Genomic DNA, 19288 nt, shown 5'->3' on the forward strand with positions numbered 1-19288 from the left:
CGAGGGCTGTCGCAGGGATACGCCTAGATGGATTGGTTGCGGCAGCTTCCCATCGGCCAGTACGTCGATGGCACGGGCAGTTGGCTGCGGAGCCTGGATCCGCGCCTGAAGCTGGCCTGGACCCTCGCCTTTCTGCTCACCCCGATCCTGGCAGGGCCAGGCTGGCGCCTGGCCCTGGTGGGGCTGCTGTTGTTGGTTACCGCCCTCAGCGGCTTGCCCTGGCGCCTCTGGCGGCAGAGCCTGCCGGTGTTGTTGGCCCTGGCCCTGCTGGTGGGCGTGCTGTCGGCCCTGCTGCCGGCAGGGGGCGTGGCCCCTGCCCAGCTGCAGCGCCCGCCGGCGGAGCTGCGCCTGGCGCCGGCGCAGCCTGGTGGCGAGCCGGTCAGCCGCAGCGGCACTCCCTGGGAGCTGCTGCGCTGGGGCCCGCTGCAGCTGGGGCCGGTGCCCCTCGGGCCCCTGGTGATCACGCGCCGCTCCGCTGAGCTCGGCATCAACGGCGCCACTCTGCTGTTCACCCTCATTCAGAGCGCCAATCTGTTGCTGCTCACCACGCCGCCGGAGGCCCTGGTGTGGGCGCTCGCCTGGTGTATGGCGCCCCTGCGGCCCCTAGGGGTGCCGGTGGATCGGCTGGGGTTCACGCTGTTGCTGGCGCTGCGATTCCTGCCCCTGGTACAGGAGGAATTTCAAAATTTGTTGCGTTCGATTGCGACGCGCTCGGTGAACTTGCGCCGCCTGGGATGGCAGGCCTCCCTCGGCCTGGTGTTGGCCTTGGGGGAGCGGCTGCTGGCCAATGTGTTGTTGCGGGCCGAGCAGGGGGCGGAATCCCTGTTGGCCAGGGGCGGTCATTGGATCACACCCGCCCAGTTGCAGCGCAATGGCGTGTCCTCCAAGGGCCTGCAGCTACTGGTTGGCGTTGGCCTGGTGGTGATGCTGGGACTGCGGTGGAAGTACGGTGCCTTCTGATTGGTATCCCTCCCAACAGAACCCGTGAGCACGGAGCGCTACCTCAACCACCCCACGTTTGGCTTGCTGTATCGCGTTGCTGAAGCCGGAGAAGGGCGCGATCTCTACGCGACGCTCTATGCCCAGCGCATGTTTTTTGTGGTGACCCTGCAGGAGCGCGGCGCTCAATTTGAAGTGCTGCCGCTCATGGATGCGCGCCATCTGGCTGAACAGAACCTGGCCCGGGCCCGCCGGGAGGGGCCCGAAGCCCATGCCCGCTGGCGACAATTGTTCGACCAGACCTTCATCTGAAGCCTTGCCTGAGTTCGCTGCCGCCGCTGCTGCGTCCCTGGCGGAGCGGTATCAGGCCCTTCGGGCCCAGCTCCACCCCGGTACCCGCCTGCTGGCGGTGAGCAAGGGGCATCCGGCGGAGGCCATTCGCAGCCTGGCGGGCCTGGGCCAGCGCAGTTTTGCCGAGAGTCGGCTGCAGGAGGCCATCCCCAAGCAGGAGGCCCTGGCCGATCTTCCGCCGCTGGATTGGCACTTCATCGGCCGGCTGCAGGCCAACAAGGTGCGCCCCGTGCTCCGCCAGTTCGGCACGATCCATTCTCTCGATTCCCTGGCCCTGGCGGCACGGGTGGCCCGCATCGCCGCTGAGGAGGGCTGCCGACCTGCGTTGTTTCTGCAGGTGAAACTGCGCCCGGATCCCAGCAAAACCGGCTTCTCTGCGCCGGAGTTGCGGGAGCAGTGGCCCCAGTTCCAGCAGTTGCCGGGGGTGCGGATCGTGGGGCTGATGACCATGGCTCCCCTCGGTCTCAGCGCCGACCAGCGCCGCCCCCTCTTCGGCGAGTGCGCAGCCTTGGCCCAGGAGCTGGGCCTAACGGAGCTGTCGATGGGCATGAGTGGCGATTGGCCCGAGGCGGCGGCGGCCGGCAGCACCTGGGTGCGGCTTGGTTCCGTTTTGTTTGGTCCCAAACCTTGCCAGGGCTGACGTGGGACGCTATTCAGGTCAATAGCCAAGCTCGAGGTTCCAAGGTGTCGTTGTTCTCCCGTCTGCGCGCTGTTGTCTCTGGTGACGACTACCTAGACGGTTACGACGACGACGATCTCGAGTACGACCAGTCCGACGTGCCCGAAACCAGCACCACCACTCGCTCGGGCGCCCTGGCCCTCACCAGCGATTTCGAGGCGGTGGACCCCTTCGCTGGTAGCAATGTGATCGGCATGCCAGGAATTTCCTCCTCGGCTGCGGAAGTGGCGCTGATGGAGCCCCGCAGCTTCGATGAGATGCCCCGGGCGATTCAGGCCCTGCGTGAGCGCAAGACGGTGATCCTCAATCTCACGATGATGGAGCCCGATCAGGCCCAGCGGGCGGTGGATTTTGTGGCCGGCGGCACCTTCGCCATCGACGGTCACCAAGAGCGCGTGGGCGAGAGCATCTTTCTGTTCGCTCCCAGCTGCGTCACGGTGACCACCGCCGCCAGCGAGGAGGCCTCCTCCCCCACGATCGTGTCCCGCCAGATGCCTCACGAGCAGGAAGCCGCCCCCAGCCCCGCCTGGGGCCGTTCGGACTTCGGGGTTAGCGTCGGCTGAGTTCCGGCCCCTGGAGTCCTTGAGCAGCTTCTCCCCCACCACCTTCGGGGTGATCGGCCTGGGTCGCATGGCCCAGGCCTTGCTGTATCCCTTGATCGACAGTGGCCTGGTGCCCCAATCCGGCGTGCGGGCCGTGGTGGCCACGCAGGCCTCGGTAGAGGGCCTTGCTGCGGCCCGGCCCGGCCTTGCGGTGGCCACCGATCCGGCGGAGGCCTGGGGGGCCCCTGCGCTGTTGCTGGCGGTGAAGCCCCAGTTGCTCGATGTTGTGGCCGCGACAGTCCCGCCCCCCCCCGCTGAACCCCAGCTGCTGGTGTCGGTGTTGGCGGGGGTGACCCTGCAGCGCCTGCAGCGCTTGTTCCCGGGCCGCCGCATCGTGCGGGCCGTTCCTAACACCCCCTGCCTGGTGGGGGCGGGCCTCACGGGGCTGGCCTGGGGCGAGGGCATCAGCCTGGAGCAGCGGACCTGGGTGTTGCAGCTGTTCCGCCAGGTTGGTGATGTGTTCGAGCTGCCTGAGCCCCAGCTGGATGGTTTCCTGGCCCTCACCTCATCAGGCCCTGCCTTTGTGGCCTTGATGGCGGAAGCCATGGCTGATGGTGCCGTGGCCGCCGGCTTGCCGCGGCAGTTGGCCCAGCACCTAGCCCATCGCACCCTGGCCGGTACGGCGGCCCTTCTGGATCAGCAGGCGTTGCATCCCGGCCAGCTCAAGGACATGGTGACCAGCCCCGGGGGCACCACGATCGCAGGCCTACGCCAGCTGGAGAGGGCCGGCCTGCGTTCCGCTCTGCTCGAGGCGGTGCTGGCGGCGGCAGAGCGCAGCCGCCAGCTGGCCTGAGCCCTCAGCCTTCGAGCTTCTTCTGGCCCAGTCTGGGTTCGGTGCCGGCCAGCAGGCGTTCGATGTTGCTCCGGTGGCGCCAGATCACCAGCACCGCCGCCACGAGGGCCAGGGCGAGGTAGGCCGGGCGCAGGCCGGTGCCGCTGCTGGCAAAGGAGCCCAACATCAGCAGCGGCAGGCTGAGGGCGGCGATCACGCTGGAGAGCGACACGATCCGGCTAAGGCTGATCACCGCCAGGAAGATGCCGAAGCAGGCCAGTCCCACCGGCCAGTTGAGGCCCAGCAGCATGCCCAGGCCAGTGGCCACAGCCTTGCCACCGCGGCCCCCCAGCCACACCGGCCAGATGTGCCCCGCCAGGGCGGCCAGGCCTGTGGCCACCACCCACCAGTCGCTGGTGGGGGTGATGTCCAGGGGTTGCAGCAGGGCCTTGGCCAGCAGCACCGCGGCTGAGCCCTTGAGCACATCCACCAGAAACACCACCAGGGCAGGGGCTTTGCCGAACTGGCGCAGCACGTTGGTGGCCCCGGTGGAGCCGGATCCGAGGGTGCGGATGTCAACGCCCCGGAGCCAGCGACCCGCCAGATAACCGCTGGGGATTGAGCCCAGCAGATAGCCCGCCACCAGGGTGCAGAGAATCAGGATCACAGCAGGTCGTCCTCCAAGGCGAGTTCGGATGGGGCAGCGGCGAAGGCCAGCCACACGGGGAATTGCAGCACTGGTACGTCCACCACCTGCTCGGCGGCATCCACCACGATGAAGGGCAGTTCGCCCCGTTCCTCGAGCCGATCGGCCCGCTCGATCAGGGCGTCGGCCCGCTCGAACAGCACCACGCCACTGTTTGGGCCGAAGTCTTCACGGTTGAGGCCCAGGCAGTCCTGCAGGCCGCGGCGCCATTCCCCTAGCCGTTCGGGCTGCCCCGCCAGCACCAGGGTCTGGAAGCGCTCGCCATAGAGCTCCCCGAGGATGGCGATGGCGGCGGCGGTGACCAGGGCATTGCGGTTGCGGCTGCCGGTACTTGGCTGGGCGCCTCGCCCCGCCTGGCTCAGGAACCAGTCCTCCAGCAGAGCCGCAGCCGACGGCTCCAGGCTGCGGCGCAGCTTCCAGGGATCGGCATAGAAGTCTGGCTGGCCTTGGAACTCCGCCAGGCGGGCGCGGATCAGGTCTTCGTCCTGGCTGAACAGCCCGGCGGCAGCAGGGGCTGCGGCGCTTGCTGCCGCCTCAGCAGGGGCTGCAGCGGCCGCCTGATCCAGGGGAGAGGGCTGCACTACCAGTGGCTGCACCACCAGTTCCATCTGCTCGGCGGACACCGCCAGTTCCTGCAGCGCTCCCACCAGGTAGTCCTGGAAGCCCTTGAGCCGGCGGGCGATGGCATCCGACTGCCCGGCAAACGTGCTGGTGATCTCCTGTTGCAGTTGGGCGCGCCGCCGCTCCAGCTCCTGGATCTCCTCCTCCAGGGCGGTGCGCTTCTGGCGTAGCTCGCTGAGGGCCAGGTCGATCCAGGGAGCGGCTGTCTCGCTTGAGGGCTCCGGGATGGGGGCGATGGGGGTGTCGCTCATTGCAGATGGCTCAGGTGTTGGTTGAGCTGTTCGCGCAGGGTGGTGGCATCAAACAACACCGGCAACAGGTGAATGCTGCGCTGTTCGCGGAAATAGAACAGCACCGGCACCGGCTGCCAGAACAGCTTCCAGCCCAGCCACTCGCTGTAGGGGAAGCGCCGCAGCACGCTCGTGCCCCGCCACACCAGCAGTTCCGTGCAGCTGAACTGAAGGCGCAGTAGCTGGCTCTGCAGCAGCAGCACCAGGCCGAACAGGCTCACCACCAGGGCCGCCCAGGGGTTGAGCACCAGGCAGGCGAGGCCCAGGGCCACCACCCCCAGGGGGACCCAGGGCCGCGGCGCCAGGATCACGCCATCGTTGGGGTTGGGCAGTGGTTCGGCCGGTGTCATGGTCAGTCGCCAAAGAGCAGTTGGGTGAGCACCACATCCATCAGGGACACGGTCACCAGAATCATCACCACGGCGCCCGTGGTGCTGGTGCCCACCTCCTTGGGGCCGCCCCGGGTGGTGAGCCCCCAGCCGCAGGCAATCACGGCGATCTGAAGGCCGAACACCACGGCCTTCACCAGCATGCCCGGCAGGTCTGAGGGCTCCATCCAGGTGCGCACGGAGTTCCAGAACACCGAGGGCGGGATGTTGTAGAGGGCGGTGCTGCTCAGCTGACCCGACCACACCGCCACCCAGAAGAACAGGAGGCACTGCACCGGGGTCATGATCAACATCGCCAGCACCCGAGGCACCACCAGGTACTGCACCGGATCGGTGCGCAGCATGGTGATGGCGTCGATCTGTTCAGTCACCTTCATGGTGCCCAGCTGGGCGGCGTAGGCCGTGGCCACCTTGCCGGTCATCAGCGTGGCGGTGAGGATCGGCGCGATCTCGCGTGCGAGCCCCAGGGCCAGGATCCCGCCCACGGTGGCGCCAGCACCCTGTTTGCTCAACTCCGCGGCCACCTGAATGTTGAACACCGTGCCGGCGGCCAGTCCGGTGATCAGCACGATCAGAAAACTGCCGGGTCCGGCTTCCATCAGCTCGGCCATCAGGTCGTTGAAGCCCACCTGGCCGCGGGCGATGGCGGCCACAGCTTGCCCACCGATCAGGGCGCTCTCACCGAGGCGCGTGAGCCAGCGGGGCCGCAGCCATTTGGGAACGGAACGTTGCATCAGTGCACAGGCGTTTGGTGCTGGAGGTGAAGGCCCTTCTCCGGCCAATGGCGCATCACCACCAGGCCCAGCACCACCAGAACGGCGGGAATGATGCCCATGCACAGCCGAATGGCCACCAGGGCGCTGTTGGGTTGCACGATGCCGCGGCTGGCCACATAGCCGCTGAAGCTCATCAGGTTGCCAAAGAAGAACAGGGCAAAGCTGATGCAGATCTTCTGGGTGAACACCATCCAGGCGCTGTATTGGCCAGCCGGTTTCTCCGGGTCGGCATCGATGGCATCCGGCAGCAGGGCCCAGGGGATGAGGTAGGCCGTGGAGGCCCCCAGACCCACCAGCAGGATGGCCCCCAGCAGGGCTGTCAGTCGCAGGCCGTTGGCCAGGGATCCCAGGGGGGCGATGGCCGTGTCGAGGGGGATCAGCAGCATGGCGAGGAGGCAGCCAGCGATCCATAGCCAGGTGCCCCAATGCAGGGCCTGGATGCGGCCGCGGCGATGGGCCACGCTGGTCCACACCTGCAAGCCCACCAGGGTGCTCACCTGGAAGGGCAGCAGGATCCAGTTGCTCCAGCCCTCCGGCACGTGCATCACCACGGGCAGATAGATCAGCGCGGCGGTCTGCATGATCTGCAGGGCACACCACAGCAGCAGGTAGAGCCCCAGCACCCTCACGAAGCGACCGTTCTGGCGCACCCGCTTGAGCAGCCGGCGGGTGGTGCCGCTCTGGGCCTCGGGTTTTTGGCAATGGCGTGCCATCGGGGCGATGCCCCAGCCGCACAGGAGGGTGGAGGCCGTGATCAGTAGCCCTGAGAGCATCCCCACCTGCCAGTAGCTGGAGGCGTTCTGGTGGTCGCGCAACAGCAGCCCACCAAGCACGATCCCCACCAGCCCGGCAATGATCGAGCCGGTGAAGCGCGAGGTGTTCAACCGCGTGCGCAGCGACACGTCGGTGGTGAGTTCAGCGGCCAGGGCCGAGTAGGGCAGGTTGACGCAGGTGTAGAGGCTGTTGGCCACGATGGAGATCGCCACGAACACGGCGAACTTCACCCACTGGTTCCCGGGCGGCAGCCACCACATCAGGGCCATCGCCACACCCAGAGGCACGGCACTGCCCACGATCCAGGGCAGGCGGGGTCCCCAGCGGCTCTGGGTCTTGTCACTGAGCCAGCCCACCACCGGGTCGTTGATGGCATCCCAGAGGCGGGCCAGCATCAGCACCAGCCCAGCCATCCAGGGCGGCAATCCCGCAGCGGCTGTGTAGAAGATGAACAGGTAGAAGCCAATCAGGGACGCGGCCATGCCGGTGCCGGCATCCCCCAGGCCGTAGGCCCACAGCAGGCGCTGGCGGGCGATCCCCCGCAGGCTTGCAGCATCACTGGGAGTGGATCGTTCAGGCGCGGCAGGCACGGAGGTGGAAGCCAAGGGCGCGGGTCCGAACGCAGGTCATAATGCTGCAGCTAGCCAGGCCGTAGGTCGGGCGAGGCGATGCCGCAGTACTCCTGTACTGACGCGGGCTTAGTTTAGTGGTAAAACCTCAGCCTTCCAAGCTGATGATGCGGGTTCGATTCCCGCAGCCCGCTTCGATCAAGTCCTCAGGGTGTTCGTAGAGCCCGCAGACATCACCTGCCCTCAGAGCTGGGGAATCAGGGGATGTTCAAACAGGCCGTTGAGGTAGTGCTGAACCACGGCCTGCTCCTTGCAGCCCTGTTGAAACAGAAAGCTCGCCACGGCGGATTGGAGCAGCCGGTATTGATCCCATTCGGGATGGCCGCCAATGAAGCCCGCCATCGCCTGAAAGAGATCCTCTGGGAATTCGTTTTCCACAGTTACATGGGGCGCCATCGCATCAGGAACTCCCGTCATTCAGCTGCCTATGGGATCAAGAATCCATCACCCCACGGCCGAGCTCTCCCCGTCAACTGCCGGTCTCGGTCCGAGTCTTGCGAGGGTGGTGCTGGGATGGCGAGCTGTTGCAGTGCTTTTGGTGCATGCTGAGCCCTGGTGTTGCCGCAGCGCTTCTGGCGCCGTTGGTGCTGTCAAGTGGAGAACCGTTTTCCGGATCAATGGGCGTGCCCTCCTGCGGTGGCGTGAGTCTTGCCATCGGGATCTGTGGAAAACCTGGGGAGAATGGTCTCCGGGGTGTGGGGTGATTCGCTCTTTAGGGCTGCTGATCGATCGCCAGTGTCAGCGCCAGTAATCGCGATCAGTGGCGATTTTGCTGCGCCAGACCCATTGACGGCGGGGCGAGGTAGGCAGTCAGAGCGGATGTCCGTTCAGCAAGGGGGCGGCCACCAGCAGCATCAGGCTGTTGCTGGCCACGGGCGCCGAGGTGGCCGTCCAGCTTTCTGGTTGGGCCGGTAGGTCCTGGCCTGCTGGCAGGGAGGTGTCGATCACTCGCAGCCAGCCAGCGGGGCAGGCGGGCAGCTGGAAGTCCATGGGCGTTACGTAGGCGTTGAGCCCGGCCCACAGCAAGGGGCCGTGGCGGTGATCGCTGAGGCTCCAGGCCAGGGTGTGCGACCAGCTGGCCCAGTCCGGTTGTCCCAGCTCGATGCCATGCCACTCCCGGCTTAGATGGCCAGGGATGTCCAGCCGCAGTTGTGTGCCCTCCGCGTGGGGCACCTCCGGGTTGAGCAGTCCGCAGAGGTGGTGGCGCAAGGCGATCAGGCGCTGCACAAACTGGCGCAGGGCACGGTCGTCGTCGTTCGGTTGCCAGTGCATCCAGCCCAGGGGATTGTCCTGGCACCAGGCGTTGTTGTTGCCCCCCTGGCTGCGGCGCACCTCATCGCCCATCAGCAGCATCGGTACCCCCGGGGCCAGCAGCAGCGAGCTGAGCAGGTTGCGCAGTTGGCGTTCCCGCAGAGCGTTGATGGCTGGATCGTTGCAGGGTCCTTCAGCGCCGTGGTTCCAGCTGTTGTTGTGGTTGTCGCCGTCGCGGTTCTCCTCGCCGTTGGCCAAGTTGTGTTTCTGGCTGTAGCTCACGAGATCCGCCAGGGTGAAGCCGTCGTGGGCGGTGAGGAAGCAGATGCTGCGGCCCAGCGGTGCCGGATGGTTGCCGAACAGATCCGGATTGCCGGAGAGCCGTTGTCCCATGGCCCAGCAGCACTTCTCGTCGCCTTTCCAGAAGCGCCGCACGTCGTCGCGGAAGCGACCGTTCCAGGCGCCGATTCGCTTGGCGGGGAAATCGGCCAGGCGGTAAAGGCCGCCGCAGTCCCACGGTTCGCTAACCAGTTTGAGATCGGCCAGCTCGGGATCGGCCTCGATGTCCTCAAACAGGGGCGGGTTGTCGAGCGGGGCGAGTTCGTCGCCGCGGCTGAGGGCAATGCCCAGATCGAAGCGGAAGCCATCCACCCCCAGTTCCAGCGCCCAGCAGCGCATGGATTCCAGGATCAAGCGCCGCACTAGGGGGCGGTTGGCGGCAATGGAGTTGCCGCATCCACTCACGTCCAGATAGTCGCCTTTGGCGTTCTGGTGGTAGTAGAGGCGGTCGTCGAGGCCGCGCCAGCTGAGGGTGGGGCCTGCCTGGTTCCCTTCACAGGTGTGGTTGTACACCACATCCACCAGCACCTCGAGTCCAGCGTGGTGACAGGCGGTCACCAGCGCGCGCACTTGCTGGCGGATCTGCAGGGGGTCGTTGCCGTGCTGGTAGGCCTGGTGCGGAGCCATCCAGCTGATGGGGCTGTAGCCCCAGTAGTTCAGGCGGCCGGCCGGGGCATCGTGGGGATCGAAGGCCATCACCGGTAGTAGTTCCACCGTGGTGATGCCCAGCTCCTTCAGGTAAGGGATGGCCTCAATCAGGCCGAGGTACGTGCCCTGTTTGTCCGGGCTCACGGGGCTGCCTGTGCCTCGGCTGAAGCCGCCCACATGCAGCTCGTAGATCACCGTGCGCTGCCAATTGTGGCGGGGCCGTGGCGCCGCGCTGAAATCAAAGCGGTCCCGTTCGGTAACAACCCCTTTCAGGCAGCTGGCCGTGTTGGGGATGGCCCCCACCGCTTCGGCCCGTTTGTACACGTCCCAGCCCGTGATGGCGCGGGCGCAGGGATCCAGCAGCAGCTTCGATGGGTTGAAGCCATGGCGGCCCGGCTGCAGGGGGCCGAACACCCGGTAGGCGTAGCAGCAGCCGATGCCAACGCCTTCCACCTCCACATGCCAGAGATCGCCCGAGCGGTGGGAGCTGTCCAGCTCCACCACCTGTTCTGGTTCCGGTGCATTGCCCTGGGCGAACAGCAGCAATTCCACGCGGGTGGCGGCAGGGGCCACCAGCGAGAAATTGACGCCCCTCGCCGTGGCGCTCGCCCCCAGGGGCCAGGGTTGTCCGAGGTGGATCGATCCCAAAGGAGCCAGCGGGCTGCCCGCCCAAGCTAGGGCTGGCTCTGGTTTTCCACCAGGCTGTGGTTCAGAACGGTTCCGACATGTCCACCATGGTTCCAGGTTCCAGGGATGCCGGCCGCCCTCCCCAGGAGGTGCAGGCGGGGCTGTGGTTGTTTGCGCCCAGTCGTGACAGTCAGGGCGGCAGTGCCTGGTGGCTGGAGTTGGAGGGGGGTGGTGCTGGTGGCGGCGTGTTGATCGATTGCCCGGGCTATACCGAGGCCAACCTCGCCTTCCTGCAGGGGCGAGCCGCTGGCCGGATCGTGCTCACCAGCCGCGAGGGCCATGGCCGCTGCCGCCGTTTTCAGGAGGCATTGGATTGGCCCGTGCTGCTCCAGGAGCAGGAGGCCTATCTGCTGCCTGGGGTGCAGCGGGTGGACACCTTCGCCGAGCATCATCAGCTGGGCGAGCAGCTGCGCCTGCTCTGGACCCCCGGCCCCACGCCGGGAGCCTGCGTGCTGCTGGCGTCGCGGCCAGCCGGAGACGTGTTGTTCTGCGGACGGCTGTTGAGCCCCACGGCTCCGGGCCAGGCGGCACCACTGCGCACAGCCCGCAGCTTTCACTGGCACCGCTGGCTGCGCAGCCTTGAGCAGCTCAGGGCCTGGTTGCCCGCTGGCTCGCCCGACTGGCTGGCCAGTGGGGCTGGCCTGGGGGCCTTGCGTGGGGACAAGTTGATCAAGGCAGCGCGCCCCCTGCTGGATGGGGTGGATCTGGAGGCCTTGGCGCGCTCTGCAGCGGGTTGAGTGGCTGCTGAGGGGTGCTTTTTGAGGCGTTTCGCCAAGAAAAGTGCCAAAATCGTGCCACTGGAAGGCCTTTGCCTGTTGCCGGTCTCCGCCAGCCCCCATACCATTGGCGCGCTGAATCCAGTGGCGGTCGGAGTTCCCGATTCGCCCGGCTGCTACTGAACCCAGAGGCTTTCCCCCACTCCGATGAACAAAGCTGACCTCGTCAACCTCGTGGCTGCCCGCACCGAGCTGACCAAGACCGACGTCTCCCAGGTCGTCGATGCCGCCATTGAAACCATCATCGACTCGGTGGTGGAAGGCAAGAAAGTGTCGATCCTGGGTTTCGGCTCCTTTGAGCCTCGCGAGCGCTCTGCCCGTCAGGGACTGAACCCCAAGACCGGCGAGAAAATCAAGATTCCCGCCAAGCGCGTGCCCGCCTTCACCGCCGGCAAAATGTTCAAGGACCGCGTTCAGGGCTGAAGCCTGCTGAACGGTGAAGGGCGGCCTTGGGCCGCCTTTTTTTATGCCGTGAGCCAGATCCCCCTCCCGAACGGCCTGCGCGATCAGTTGGCGCAGGCGGCGCGTCTGCATCCCCAGGAACGGCGGGGGCGCTACGCCCCGTCACCTACCGGCGCGCTGCACCTGGGCAATCTGCGCACGGCACTGCTCTCCTGGTTGGTCACGCGCCTGCAGGGGGGGGAATGGCTGCTGCGCCTGGACGATCTCGACACCCCCCGCAACCGTCCGGGGGCGGAGGAGGGCATCCTCAAGGACCTGGCCTGGCTGGGATTGGCCTGGGACGGCCCGGTGATTCGCCAGAGCGAGCGGCGGGGGCTGTACGCCAGCGTGCTCTCCAGCCTGCGGCGGGCAGGGGTGCTCTATCCCTGTCGCTGCAGCCGTCGTCTGCTGGGCGATATCTCGGCCCCCCACGGTGGATCGCCCGTATATCCCGGGTTCTGTCGCGGCCAGCCGCCCCGCTGGGGCGTGGAGCAGGGGCGCCTGCCCAGCTGGCGCCTGGCGCAGCAGCCCGGCCTGCTCTGCTGGACGGAGCGGTTGGCCGCTTGTGGCCAACGGGATGCCACCACGGACGTGGGGGATGTGGTGCTGCGTCGGGCCGATGGCTACCTGGCCTATCACCTCGCCACGGCCGTGGATGAGCTCAGCCTGGGCATCACCGATGTGGTGCGCGGCAGCGATCTGTGGTGCTCCACTGCGCCCCAGGTGGCGGTGATGCGGCGTCTGGGGGGCGCGGTGCCGGTGTACTGGCACGTGCCGCTCTGGTGCGATAGCGAGGGCCAGCGGCTCTCCAAGCGCGAGGGGGGGCTCGGCCTCCAGTCCCTGCGCGAGGGGGGACTGGAGGCTGCTGCGGTGGTGGGGCTGCTGGCGTCCAGCCTGAATCTGGTGCCGGTGGGCAGCTGCCTTAGCGCCAACGAGTTACGGCAACAGTTGGATCTCGCTGGGCTGGAACGGTGCTTGCAGGCCTTGGCTCCCGGGGCCGCGGAAGACCTCAAGACTTAAGGAACCTTTCGGGATCAAGTGGTGGAAATCGCACCACACTGGTTCCAACAAACTGAGCAGGTTGATGGCGCAAGCAGATACTGACCATGGCGACACTTGCCCCAGCTGCGGTGGCAGTGGGGTTCTGAGGATCACAGCCCTGCGCTCCCGCACCTGTTTGACGTGCGTTGGCCAGGGGGCCGTGCCTCGCTTGGAGAGCCCCGGGCTGCTGACGGCGTCACCGCCCCTGGCGACCAGAGGCTGGACGGGCGGCTTCCGGGGCGATCTCAGCGCTTGGACTTCTGGCGCCAGATGAAGAAGGCGGCTGTGGCCACCACCACCAGGAGGGGTGTGGCAGTGAGTAGGAGCAGCGCAACGGCGGTCCAGTCTGTATACATCGCTTCAGGCACGCATCCGCTGCCCATTATCTCAGGTGAGCCCATGGCCTCCCACAGACGCTGCAGCCGTTCACCCCGAGCTGGATGGGCGCTGGTGGCTGCGATGCTGCTCCCCTTGGCTGCGCTGCCTGTCAGGGCCGGAGTGGCGTTCGAGAACTGCCAGCCCACACCCGATGGTGGAGTGAGTTGCGATACCCGCCCCACGGGCAACACCCTCGCCGATGACGAAGCCGCTCGCTACGGCCTGTTCGATGAGGCCAGCCCGGGCTGGGCTGAGTTCGACCCTTACGAGGGCTACGACGACATGTTCGGCGGCAACTGGACCTGACGCCGCGGCGGGGTGCCTCCCCTCAACAGATGCGGGGCAATTGTTCCCCCTGGCCCAGATCGAGGGGCCGCAGCACCCCCAGCTCACTGCGCAGTTGCACAGGCCACGGATTGTTAGGGCTGGCAGCGGTCAGCACGGTGCCGATCTGGGCGGCTGAGCTCTCCACCTGGCGCAGCAGCGTCAGCGCCTCCTCCGCCTGGGACTGGGGCAACACCACCACCATGCGCCCCTCGTTGGCCATGGCCAGCGGATCGAGCCCCAGCAGCTGGCAGGCACCGCTCACCTCGGCCCCCACCGGGATGGCCGGTTCCTGGAGCTCAATGGCCCAGCCGGCGCTGGTGGCGATTTCATCGATGGCGCTGGCCAGGCCGCCCCGGGTGAGGTCCCGCAGGCAGTGCAGCTCCAGCCCTGCCGCCAGCAGGGCCTGCACCGGTGGCAGCAGGGAGGCCAGATCACTGCGGAGGGTGGTGCGGAAGCCCAGGTGATCCCGGGCTGCCAGGATCGCCACCCCGTGCCGGCCCAGATCACCGCTCACCAGCACCGCATCGCCGGCCATCACAGCGGGTGGGTGAATGCACAGGTTGTGGTCCACCCGGCCCACGGCACTGGTGTTGATGAACAGGCCGTCGCCCTTGCCCCGTTCCACCACCTTGGTGTCGCCGGTCACCACCGCCACACCACACTCCACTGCAGCCCGCTGGATCGAGGCCACCACGGTGTTCAGGGTGGCGATGGGCAGTCCTTCCTCGAGGATCAGCCCCAGGCTCAGGGCCACGGGGATCGCTCCGGCCATGGCCAGGTCGTTGATGCTGCCCAGCACTGCCAGGCGCCCAATATCACCGCCGGGGAAGATCAGCGGGCGCACCACGTAGGAGTCGGTGGTGAAGGCCAGCCGGCCCGGCTGGGCGGGCAGCAGGGCGGCATCATGCAGCACGCCATCGCTGGTCCCCAGCGCCGGCAGAAGCAGCTCGCGGATCAGCTGCTGGCTGAGGCGTCCGCCGCCGCCATGGCCCAGCTGGATCGCGTCCCCATCGCCGTTGCTCCAGGTCATGGCTCAGCGCTGGTAGCGGTAGTAGGCGGCACAGGCGCCTTCACTCGACACCATCGGTGCCCCCAGCGGTTGTTCGGGGGTGCAGGGCCGGCGGAAGTGCGGGCAGGCGCTGGGGCGGGCCAGGCCCTGGAGCACCAGGCCGCTGATGCAGCCTTGGGCCTGCTCCGGTGAGGCTGGTGCGCTAACTGGCGGGGCCACCCGCCGCTCCACGGCCAGGCTGGCAAAGGGCTCTCGCAGGGCCAGGCCGCCGCCCGGAATCCAGCCCAGGCCGCGCCATTGGCAGTCGATCGGGTGGAACACCTGCTGGATCAGGGCCTGGGCGGCGTGGTTGCCCTGCTCGGCGGCGGCCCGGCGGTAGCCGTTCTCCACCCGGTGCGCGCCCCGCTCCAGCTGGTCCACGGCCTGGAGGATTCCCTGGAGCAGCTCCATGGCGCTGAAGCCCGTCACCACAATCGGGCGCCGGTGCTCCGCGGCCAGGGCATTGTACTCCGCCTGGCCCATCACTGCGCAGACGTTGCCCGCCGCCAGCAGGCCCTGCACCTGGCACTGGGGGGCGTTCAGCATGGCGTGCAGCACCGGGGGCACCCGCACGTGGCACACCAGCAAGGTCAGGTTGGGGACTCCCGCCAGCAGGGCTCGCCTGGCCAGTAGGGCTGTGGCGGGAGCCGTGGTTTCGAAGCCAACGGCCAGGAACACCACCAGCCGATCGGGATGTTGTTGGGCCACGGCGAGAACGTCGAGGGGGCTGTACACCACGCGCACATCGCCGCCCTCGGCGCGCACCGCCAGCAGGTTGCGGCCCTGGCGGCCCGGCACCCGCAGCATGTCGCCGAAGGAGCAGAGGATCACCTCGGGCCGGGCTGCCAGCTCCAGGGCCTGGTCGATCCGCTCGCTGGCGGTAACGCACACCGGGCAGCCGGGGCCGTGGATCAGGTGAATCTCGGCGGGCAGCAGCTGGTCGATGCCGTGGCGCAGCAGGGCGTGGGTTTGGCCGCCGCACACCTCCATCAGGGTCCAGGACTGGGTGCAATGGTGCCGGATCTCCGCCAGCAACTGCTCAGGACTGGAGCTGCTCACGGCCGCGGCACCTCGCCCGCCAGGCGCTGGTAGAGATTCCAGCGAAGTTGCTGCTCCTCTTCCGCCTCGCGGCTGAGGGCGCGCGCCCGCTCTGGATGGCTGGAGTGCAGCCTGCGAAAGCGGTTTTCGCTCGCCATGGCTTCCGCTAGGGGCACGCTGGGGGAGTGCGAATCCACCACTAGCGGCGCCAGGCCCTGCTGCCGGCGACGGGGATCATGGCGGTAGAGCAGCCAGCGGCCGGAATCCACCGCCAACTTTTGCTGCGCCATGCCCTTAGCCATGTCGATGCCGTGGGCGATGCAGTGGCAGTAGGCCAGGATCAGCGAAGGCCCGGGGAAGGATTCGGCCTCCAGGAAGGCCCGCAGGGTGTGCTCATCTCTGGCCCCCATGGCCACGCTGGCCACGTACACCTGGCCGTAGGTCATCGCGATCAGGCCGAGATCTTTTTTGGTGGTGCTCTTGCCGCTGCTGGCGAAGGGGGCCACGGCGCCCTTGGGCGTTGCTTTCGACATTTGTCCCCCGGTGTTCGAATACACCTCGGTGTCCAGCACCAGCAGGTTCACGTCGTGGTTGGAGGCGAACAGGTGGTCGATGCCGCCGAAGCCGATGTCGTAGGCCCAGCCGTCGCCGCCCACGATCCACACACTGCGCTTCACGAGGTCGTCGGCCAGCTGTTCGAGTTCCGCGGCGTTGGCGTTGGCGTTGGCTAGGGCTGTGCTGCCCTCGGCATCCCGCCAGCGGCTCAGTTGCTGCTTCAGCTGGCCCACCCGCTCGCGCTGCTCGTGGATGCCGGCCTCATCGCCCTGATCAGCCTCCAGCAGTCCATCCACGAGGGTCTGGGGCAGGTGATCAGCCAGGCCCCTCAGCAGTTGCTCGGCCCGGCTGCGGCGCTGGTTGAAGGCCACGTGAAAGCCGAGGCCGAATTCAGCGTTGTCTTCAAACAGGGAATTGCTCCAGGCAGGGCCGCGGCCCTCGGCATTGGTGCTCCAGGGAGTGGTGGGCAGGTTGCCGCCATAGATCGAGGAACACCCCGTGGCGTTGGCGATCACCATGCGATCGCCGAACAGCTGGCTGGCGAGCTTGAGATAGGGGGTTTCGCCGCAGCCGGCGCAGGCACCCGAGAACTCGAACAGCGGCTGTTGTAGTTGCTGCTGGCCGATGTGGTGCAGGTTCAGCTCCCGCCGGTCGGGTTGGGGCAGGGCCAGAAAGAATTCCCAGTGGTTGCGGCTCTGGGTGCGCAAGGGTCGCTGGGGCTCCATGTTGAGGGCCTTGCGCTGGGGGGCCTGCCGATCGCGGGCTGGGCACACCTCCACGCACAGGCGGCAACCGGTGCAGTCCTCCCCGGCCACCTGGATGGTGAAGCTCTGCCCCTGCCAGTGGCGGTCGCGGGCGGGTGCCGAGCGGAAGCCCTCGGGGGCGCTGGCCAGGGCCGCAGGCTCCACCACCGTGGCGCGGATCACGGCGTGGGGGCACACCATCACGCACTTGCCGCACTGCACGCACAGGTCTGGCTCCCACACCGGGATCGCCTCGGCGATGTTGCGCTTCTCCCACTGGGCCGTGCCGCTGGCAAAGCTGCCGTCGCAGGGGAGGGCGCTCACCGGCAGGGCATCGGCCCGGCGTTGCAGCTGGGGCAGCACCAGCTCTCGCACCACGGCGGGTGCCGTGGCCAGGTGGGCAGGGCAGGGGAGTGGCTCAGGGGCCATGGCCCCCCGATCGGCAACTCCAGGGGTGGGCGTGATCTCCCGCAGGCCGCCCAGGGCCGCCTCCACTGCCCCCAGGTTGCGGGCCACGATCGCCTCCCCCTTGTGGCCATAGCTGTGTTGGATGGCGCTGCGGATCGCGCTGAGGGCCGCCGACATCGGCATCACCGCGGCCACGGCGAAGAAGCCCACCTGCATCACCGTGTTGATGGTGTGCCCTAGGCCGTGCTCCTGGGCGATGGCCGAGGCATTCAGGGCGAACACCCGCAGGCCCTTGGCCCGGATCTGGGCCTGCACCTGGGCGGGGATGTGGGGCCAGCACTGCTCCGGCGGCCAGGGACTGTTCAGCAGCAGGGTGGCGCCGGGAGCCGCCAGGTCCATCACATCGAACTGCTCCAGGAAATCCCAGTGGTGGCAGGCCACCAGCTGGGCTCGGCGGATCAGGTAGGTGGAGCGGATCGGCTGGGGCCCGAAGCGCAGGTGTGAAACGGTGACTGATCCCGCCTTCTTTGAGTCGTAGACGAAATAGCCCTGGGTGTGCAGGCCTGTGGCCTCGCCGATGATCTTGATGGCGTTTTTGTTGGCGCCCACGGTGCCATCGGACCCCAGGCCGTAGAACACGGCCCGGAAGGTGTCCGGGTGTTCGGTGTCGAAGCTGGGGTCCACCTCCAGGGAGTGGTGGGTCACGTCGTCGGTGATGCCCACGGTGAAGTGGTTCTTGGGCGGCGAGGCGGCCAGGTTGTCGAGCACCGCCTTCACCATGGCGGGGGTGAACTCCTTGGACGCCAGTCCATAGCGCCCCCCCACCACACCGGGCTTGGGGCCGGGCCAGTGCTCGGCCACGGCAGCCACCACATCCAGATAGAGGGGCTCGCCGCCGCTGCCCGGTTCCTTGCAGCGATCCAGTACGGCGATGGCCTGGGTGCTGGCTGGCAGGGCGCCCACCAGCTGCTGGCTCGCCAGGGGTCGAAACAGCCGCACATGCAGCAGCCCCACCCGTTCTCCCCGCGCCAGGAGCGCCTCCATCGCTTCGCTGGCGGCACCGCAGCCGGATCCCATCAGCACCAGCACCCGTTCGGCGGCGGGGTGGCCCTGGTAGTCGAAGAGGGCGTAATGGCGACCCGTGAGCGCGCCAAAGCGGTCCATGGCCTCCTGCACCAGCAGCGGTGTGGCGTCGTGGAAGCGATTCGTCGCCTCGCGGGCCTGAAAGCAAACATCCGGGTTCTGGCTGGTGCCGCGGATCTGCGGGTGATCGGGTGAGAGCCCGCGGGCCCTGTGGGCGGCGATCAGCGCAGCGGGGATCAGGTCCTGGAGGGTGGTGTCATCGAGCAGCTCCACCGCCTGGATTTCGTGGGAGGTGCGGAAGCCGTCGAACACGTGCAGCAGCGGCACTCGGCTCGCCAGGGTGGCGGCGGTGGCGATGGCGGCGAAGTCGCCGGCCTCCTGCACCGAGGCGGCGAACAGCAGGCCGCAGCCCGTGCCGCGGGTGGCCATCACATCGCTGTGGTCGCCGAAGATCGAGAGGCCCGAGGTGGCCAGGGCCCGGGATGCCACGTGGATCACTGCGGCGGTGAGTTCGCCGGCGATCTTGTAGAGGTTCGGGATCATCAACAGCAATCCCTGGGAGGCCGTGAAGGTGGTGGTGAGGGCACCCGCCTGCAGGGCGCCATGCACCACGCCGGCGGCGCCGGCCTCGCTCTGCATCTCCACCACCGCCGGTACGCTGCCCCACAGGTTGGGGTGCCCCTCGGCAGCCCAGGCATCGGCCCATTCGCCCATGGGGGAGGCGGGGGTGATCGGGTAGATCGCCATCACCTCGTTCAGGCGGTAGGCCACCCGCGCCACGGCTTCGTTGCCATCGATCCAGGCGCGAGGGGGGCTCATGGCTCCAGCACCGCAAGGGCCATGCCCACGTGCACCAGCAGCTGGTCGCCCAGCTGGGCCTCGGGTACGCAGGCCAGGCTCACCTGGCGCAGCACGCCGCCGAAACTCACATCCCCCGTGCGCCACAGGGGATCGTGGTGCTCGTTGATGCTCACGAGTTCACCCGGTACCGCCAGGC

At 67.7% G+C, this 19288-nt stretch carries 20 protein-coding genes and 1 tRNA gene; 10 read left to right on the plus strand and 11 right to left on the minus strand.

What is annotated here, in order from left to right:
• Positions 1 to 27: 27 nt before the first annotated feature.
• The 5 genes from KBZ14_RS11445 to proC are packed head-to-tail and all read left to right on the plus strand — an operon-like array spanning position 28 to position 3364.
• Positions 28 to 960 carry a CbiQ family ECF transporter T component gene (locus tag KBZ14_RS11445; RefSeq protein ID WP_255118461.1) on the plus strand — a complete coding sequence of 311 codons (933 nt, stop codon included), beginning with the start codon at positions 28 to 30 and terminating at the stop codon, positions 958 to 960.
• A gap of 24 nt (positions 961 to 984) precedes the next feature.
• Complete coding sequence (locus KBZ14_RS11450; protein WP_255118462.1) at positions 985 to 1251, plus strand: PipX family protein; 267 nt, start codon at positions 985 to 987, stop codon at positions 1249 to 1251.
• Between the two features lie 4 nt (positions 1252 to 1255).
• Complete coding sequence (locus KBZ14_RS11455) at positions 1256 to 1930, plus strand: YggS family pyridoxal phosphate-dependent enzyme (protein WP_255118463.1); 675 nt, start codon at positions 1256 to 1258, stop codon at positions 1928 to 1930.
• A 44-nt stretch (positions 1931 to 1974) separates the two neighbouring features.
• Positions 1975 to 2532: a cell division protein SepF gene (locus KBZ14_RS11460; protein WP_255118464.1), complete on the plus strand. Its 558-nt coding sequence runs from the start codon at positions 1975 to 1977 to the stop codon at positions 2530 to 2532.
• Positions 2533 to 2551: 19 nt separating this feature from the next.
• Entirely contained in the window at positions 2552 to 3364 is an 813-nt protein-coding gene (gene proC / locus KBZ14_RS11465) for a pyrroline-5-carboxylate reductase (protein ID WP_255118465.1), read from the plus strand.
• Positions 3365 to 3368: 4 nt separating this feature from the next.
• Here proC and plsY read toward each other — a convergent pair whose 3' ends face one another.
• The 5 genes from plsY to KBZ14_RS11490 are packed head-to-tail and all read right to left on the minus strand — an operon-like array spanning position 3369 to position 7504.
• Positions 3369 to 4010 carry a glycerol-3-phosphate 1-O-acyltransferase PlsY gene (gene plsY / locus KBZ14_RS11470; protein WP_255118466.1) on the minus strand — a complete coding sequence of 214 codons (642 nt, stop codon included), beginning with the start codon at positions 4008 to 4010 and terminating at the stop codon, positions 3369 to 3371.
• Positions 4007 to 4921 carry a DUF3086 domain-containing protein gene (locus KBZ14_RS11475; RefSeq protein ID WP_255118467.1) on the minus strand — a complete coding sequence of 305 codons (915 nt, stop codon included), beginning with the start codon at positions 4919 to 4921 and terminating at the stop codon, positions 4007 to 4009. Before KBZ14_RS11475 ends, plsY begins: the two co-directional genes overlap by 4 nt.
• A complete protein-coding gene (locus KBZ14_RS11480; protein ID WP_255118468.1) occupies positions 4918 to 5310 on the minus strand; it encodes a DUF3119 family protein in 393 nt (130 codons plus the stop codon). Before KBZ14_RS11480 ends, KBZ14_RS11475 begins: the two co-directional genes overlap by 4 nt.
• Before the next feature lie 2 nt (positions 5311 to 5312).
• Positions 5313 to 6083, minus strand: a complete 771-nt coding sequence (locus tag KBZ14_RS11485) for an MlaE family ABC transporter permease (RefSeq protein WP_255118469.1) — start codon at positions 6081 to 6083, stop codon at positions 5313 to 5315.
• Entirely contained in the window at positions 6083 to 7504 is a 1422-nt protein-coding gene (locus KBZ14_RS11490; protein ID WP_255118470.1) for an MFS transporter, read from the minus strand. Before KBZ14_RS11490 ends, KBZ14_RS11485 begins: the two co-directional genes overlap by 1 nt.
• An 87-nt stretch (positions 7505 to 7591) precedes the next feature.
• On the opposite strand from KBZ14_RS11490, the gene KBZ14_RS11495 reads away from it, so the two are divergent.
• A tRNA-Gly gene (locus tag KBZ14_RS11495) sits at positions 7592 to 7662 on the plus strand.
• Positions 7663 to 7711: 49 nt separating this feature from the next.
• Here KBZ14_RS11495 and KBZ14_RS11500 read toward each other — a convergent pair.
• A complete protein-coding gene (locus KBZ14_RS11500; RefSeq protein ID WP_255118471.1) occupies positions 7712 to 7945 on the minus strand; it encodes a DUF2811 domain-containing protein in 234 nt (77 codons plus the stop codon).
• A 393-nt stretch (positions 7946 to 8338) separates the two neighbouring features.
• Complete coding sequence (locus KBZ14_RS11505; RefSeq protein WP_255118472.1) at positions 8339 to 10414, minus strand: glycogen debranching protein; 2076 nt, start codon at positions 10412 to 10414, stop codon at positions 8339 to 8341.
• Between the two features lie 77 nt (positions 10415 to 10491).
• Here KBZ14_RS11505 and KBZ14_RS11510 point away from each other — a divergent pair, with 77 nt between their 5' ends.
• From KBZ14_RS11510 to KBZ14_RS11525, 4 genes are all read left to right on the plus strand, one after another.
• Positions 10492 to 11190 carry an MBL fold metallo-hydrolase gene (locus KBZ14_RS11510; RefSeq protein ID WP_399211141.1) on the plus strand — a complete coding sequence of 233 codons (699 nt, stop codon included), beginning with the start codon at positions 10492 to 10494 and terminating at the stop codon, positions 11188 to 11190.
• A 186-nt stretch (positions 11191 to 11376) separates the two neighbouring features.
• Complete coding sequence (locus KBZ14_RS11515; protein WP_006911342.1) at positions 11377 to 11652, plus strand: HU family DNA-binding protein; 276 nt, start codon at positions 11377 to 11379, stop codon at positions 11650 to 11652.
• A gap of 48 nt (positions 11653 to 11700) precedes the next feature.
• Complete coding sequence (gene gluQRS / locus KBZ14_RS11520) at positions 11701 to 12690, plus strand: tRNA glutamyl-Q(34) synthetase GluQRS (protein ID WP_399211143.1); 990 nt, start codon at positions 11701 to 11703, stop codon at positions 12688 to 12690.
• Between the two features lie 519 nt (positions 12691 to 13209).
• Positions 13210 to 13395, plus strand: a complete 186-nt coding sequence (locus KBZ14_RS11525; RefSeq protein WP_315856148.1) for a hypothetical protein — start codon at positions 13210 to 13212, stop codon at positions 13393 to 13395.
• Positions 13396 to 13417: 22 nt separating this feature from the next.
• Here KBZ14_RS11525 and hypE read toward each other — a convergent pair whose 3' ends face one another.
• The 4 genes from hypE to KBZ14_RS11545 are packed head-to-tail and all read right to left on the minus strand — an operon-like array spanning position 13418 to position 19265.
• A complete protein-coding gene (gene hypE / locus KBZ14_RS11530; RefSeq protein WP_255118474.1) occupies positions 13418 to 14446 on the minus strand; it encodes a hydrogenase expression/formation protein HypE in 1029 nt (342 codons plus the stop codon).
• Positions 14447 to 14449: 3 nt separating this feature from the next.
• Positions 14450 to 15523: a hydrogenase formation protein HypD gene (hypD, locus tag KBZ14_RS11535; RefSeq protein ID WP_255118475.1), complete on the minus strand. Its 1074-nt coding sequence runs from the start codon at positions 15521 to 15523 to the stop codon at positions 14450 to 14452.
• Entirely contained in the window at positions 15520 to 19110 is a 3591-nt protein-coding gene (gene nifJ, locus KBZ14_RS11540) for a pyruvate:ferredoxin (flavodoxin) oxidoreductase (RefSeq protein ID WP_255118476.1), read from the minus strand. Before nifJ ends, hypD begins: the two co-directional genes overlap by 4 nt.
• Entirely contained in the window at positions 19107 to 19265 is a 159-nt protein-coding gene (locus KBZ14_RS11545) for a HypC/HybG/HupF family hydrogenase formation chaperone (RefSeq protein ID WP_399211146.1), read from the minus strand. The genes nifJ and KBZ14_RS11545 overlap by 4 nt, the downstream gene beginning before the upstream one ends.
• Positions 19266 to 19288 lie beyond the last annotated feature (23 nt).

Origin of the sequence: Synechococcus sp. HJ21-Hayes (assembly GCF_024345835.1) — a bacterium.
GTDB lineage: Bacteria > Cyanobacteriota > Cyanobacteriia > PCC-6307 > Cyanobiaceae > Vulcanococcus.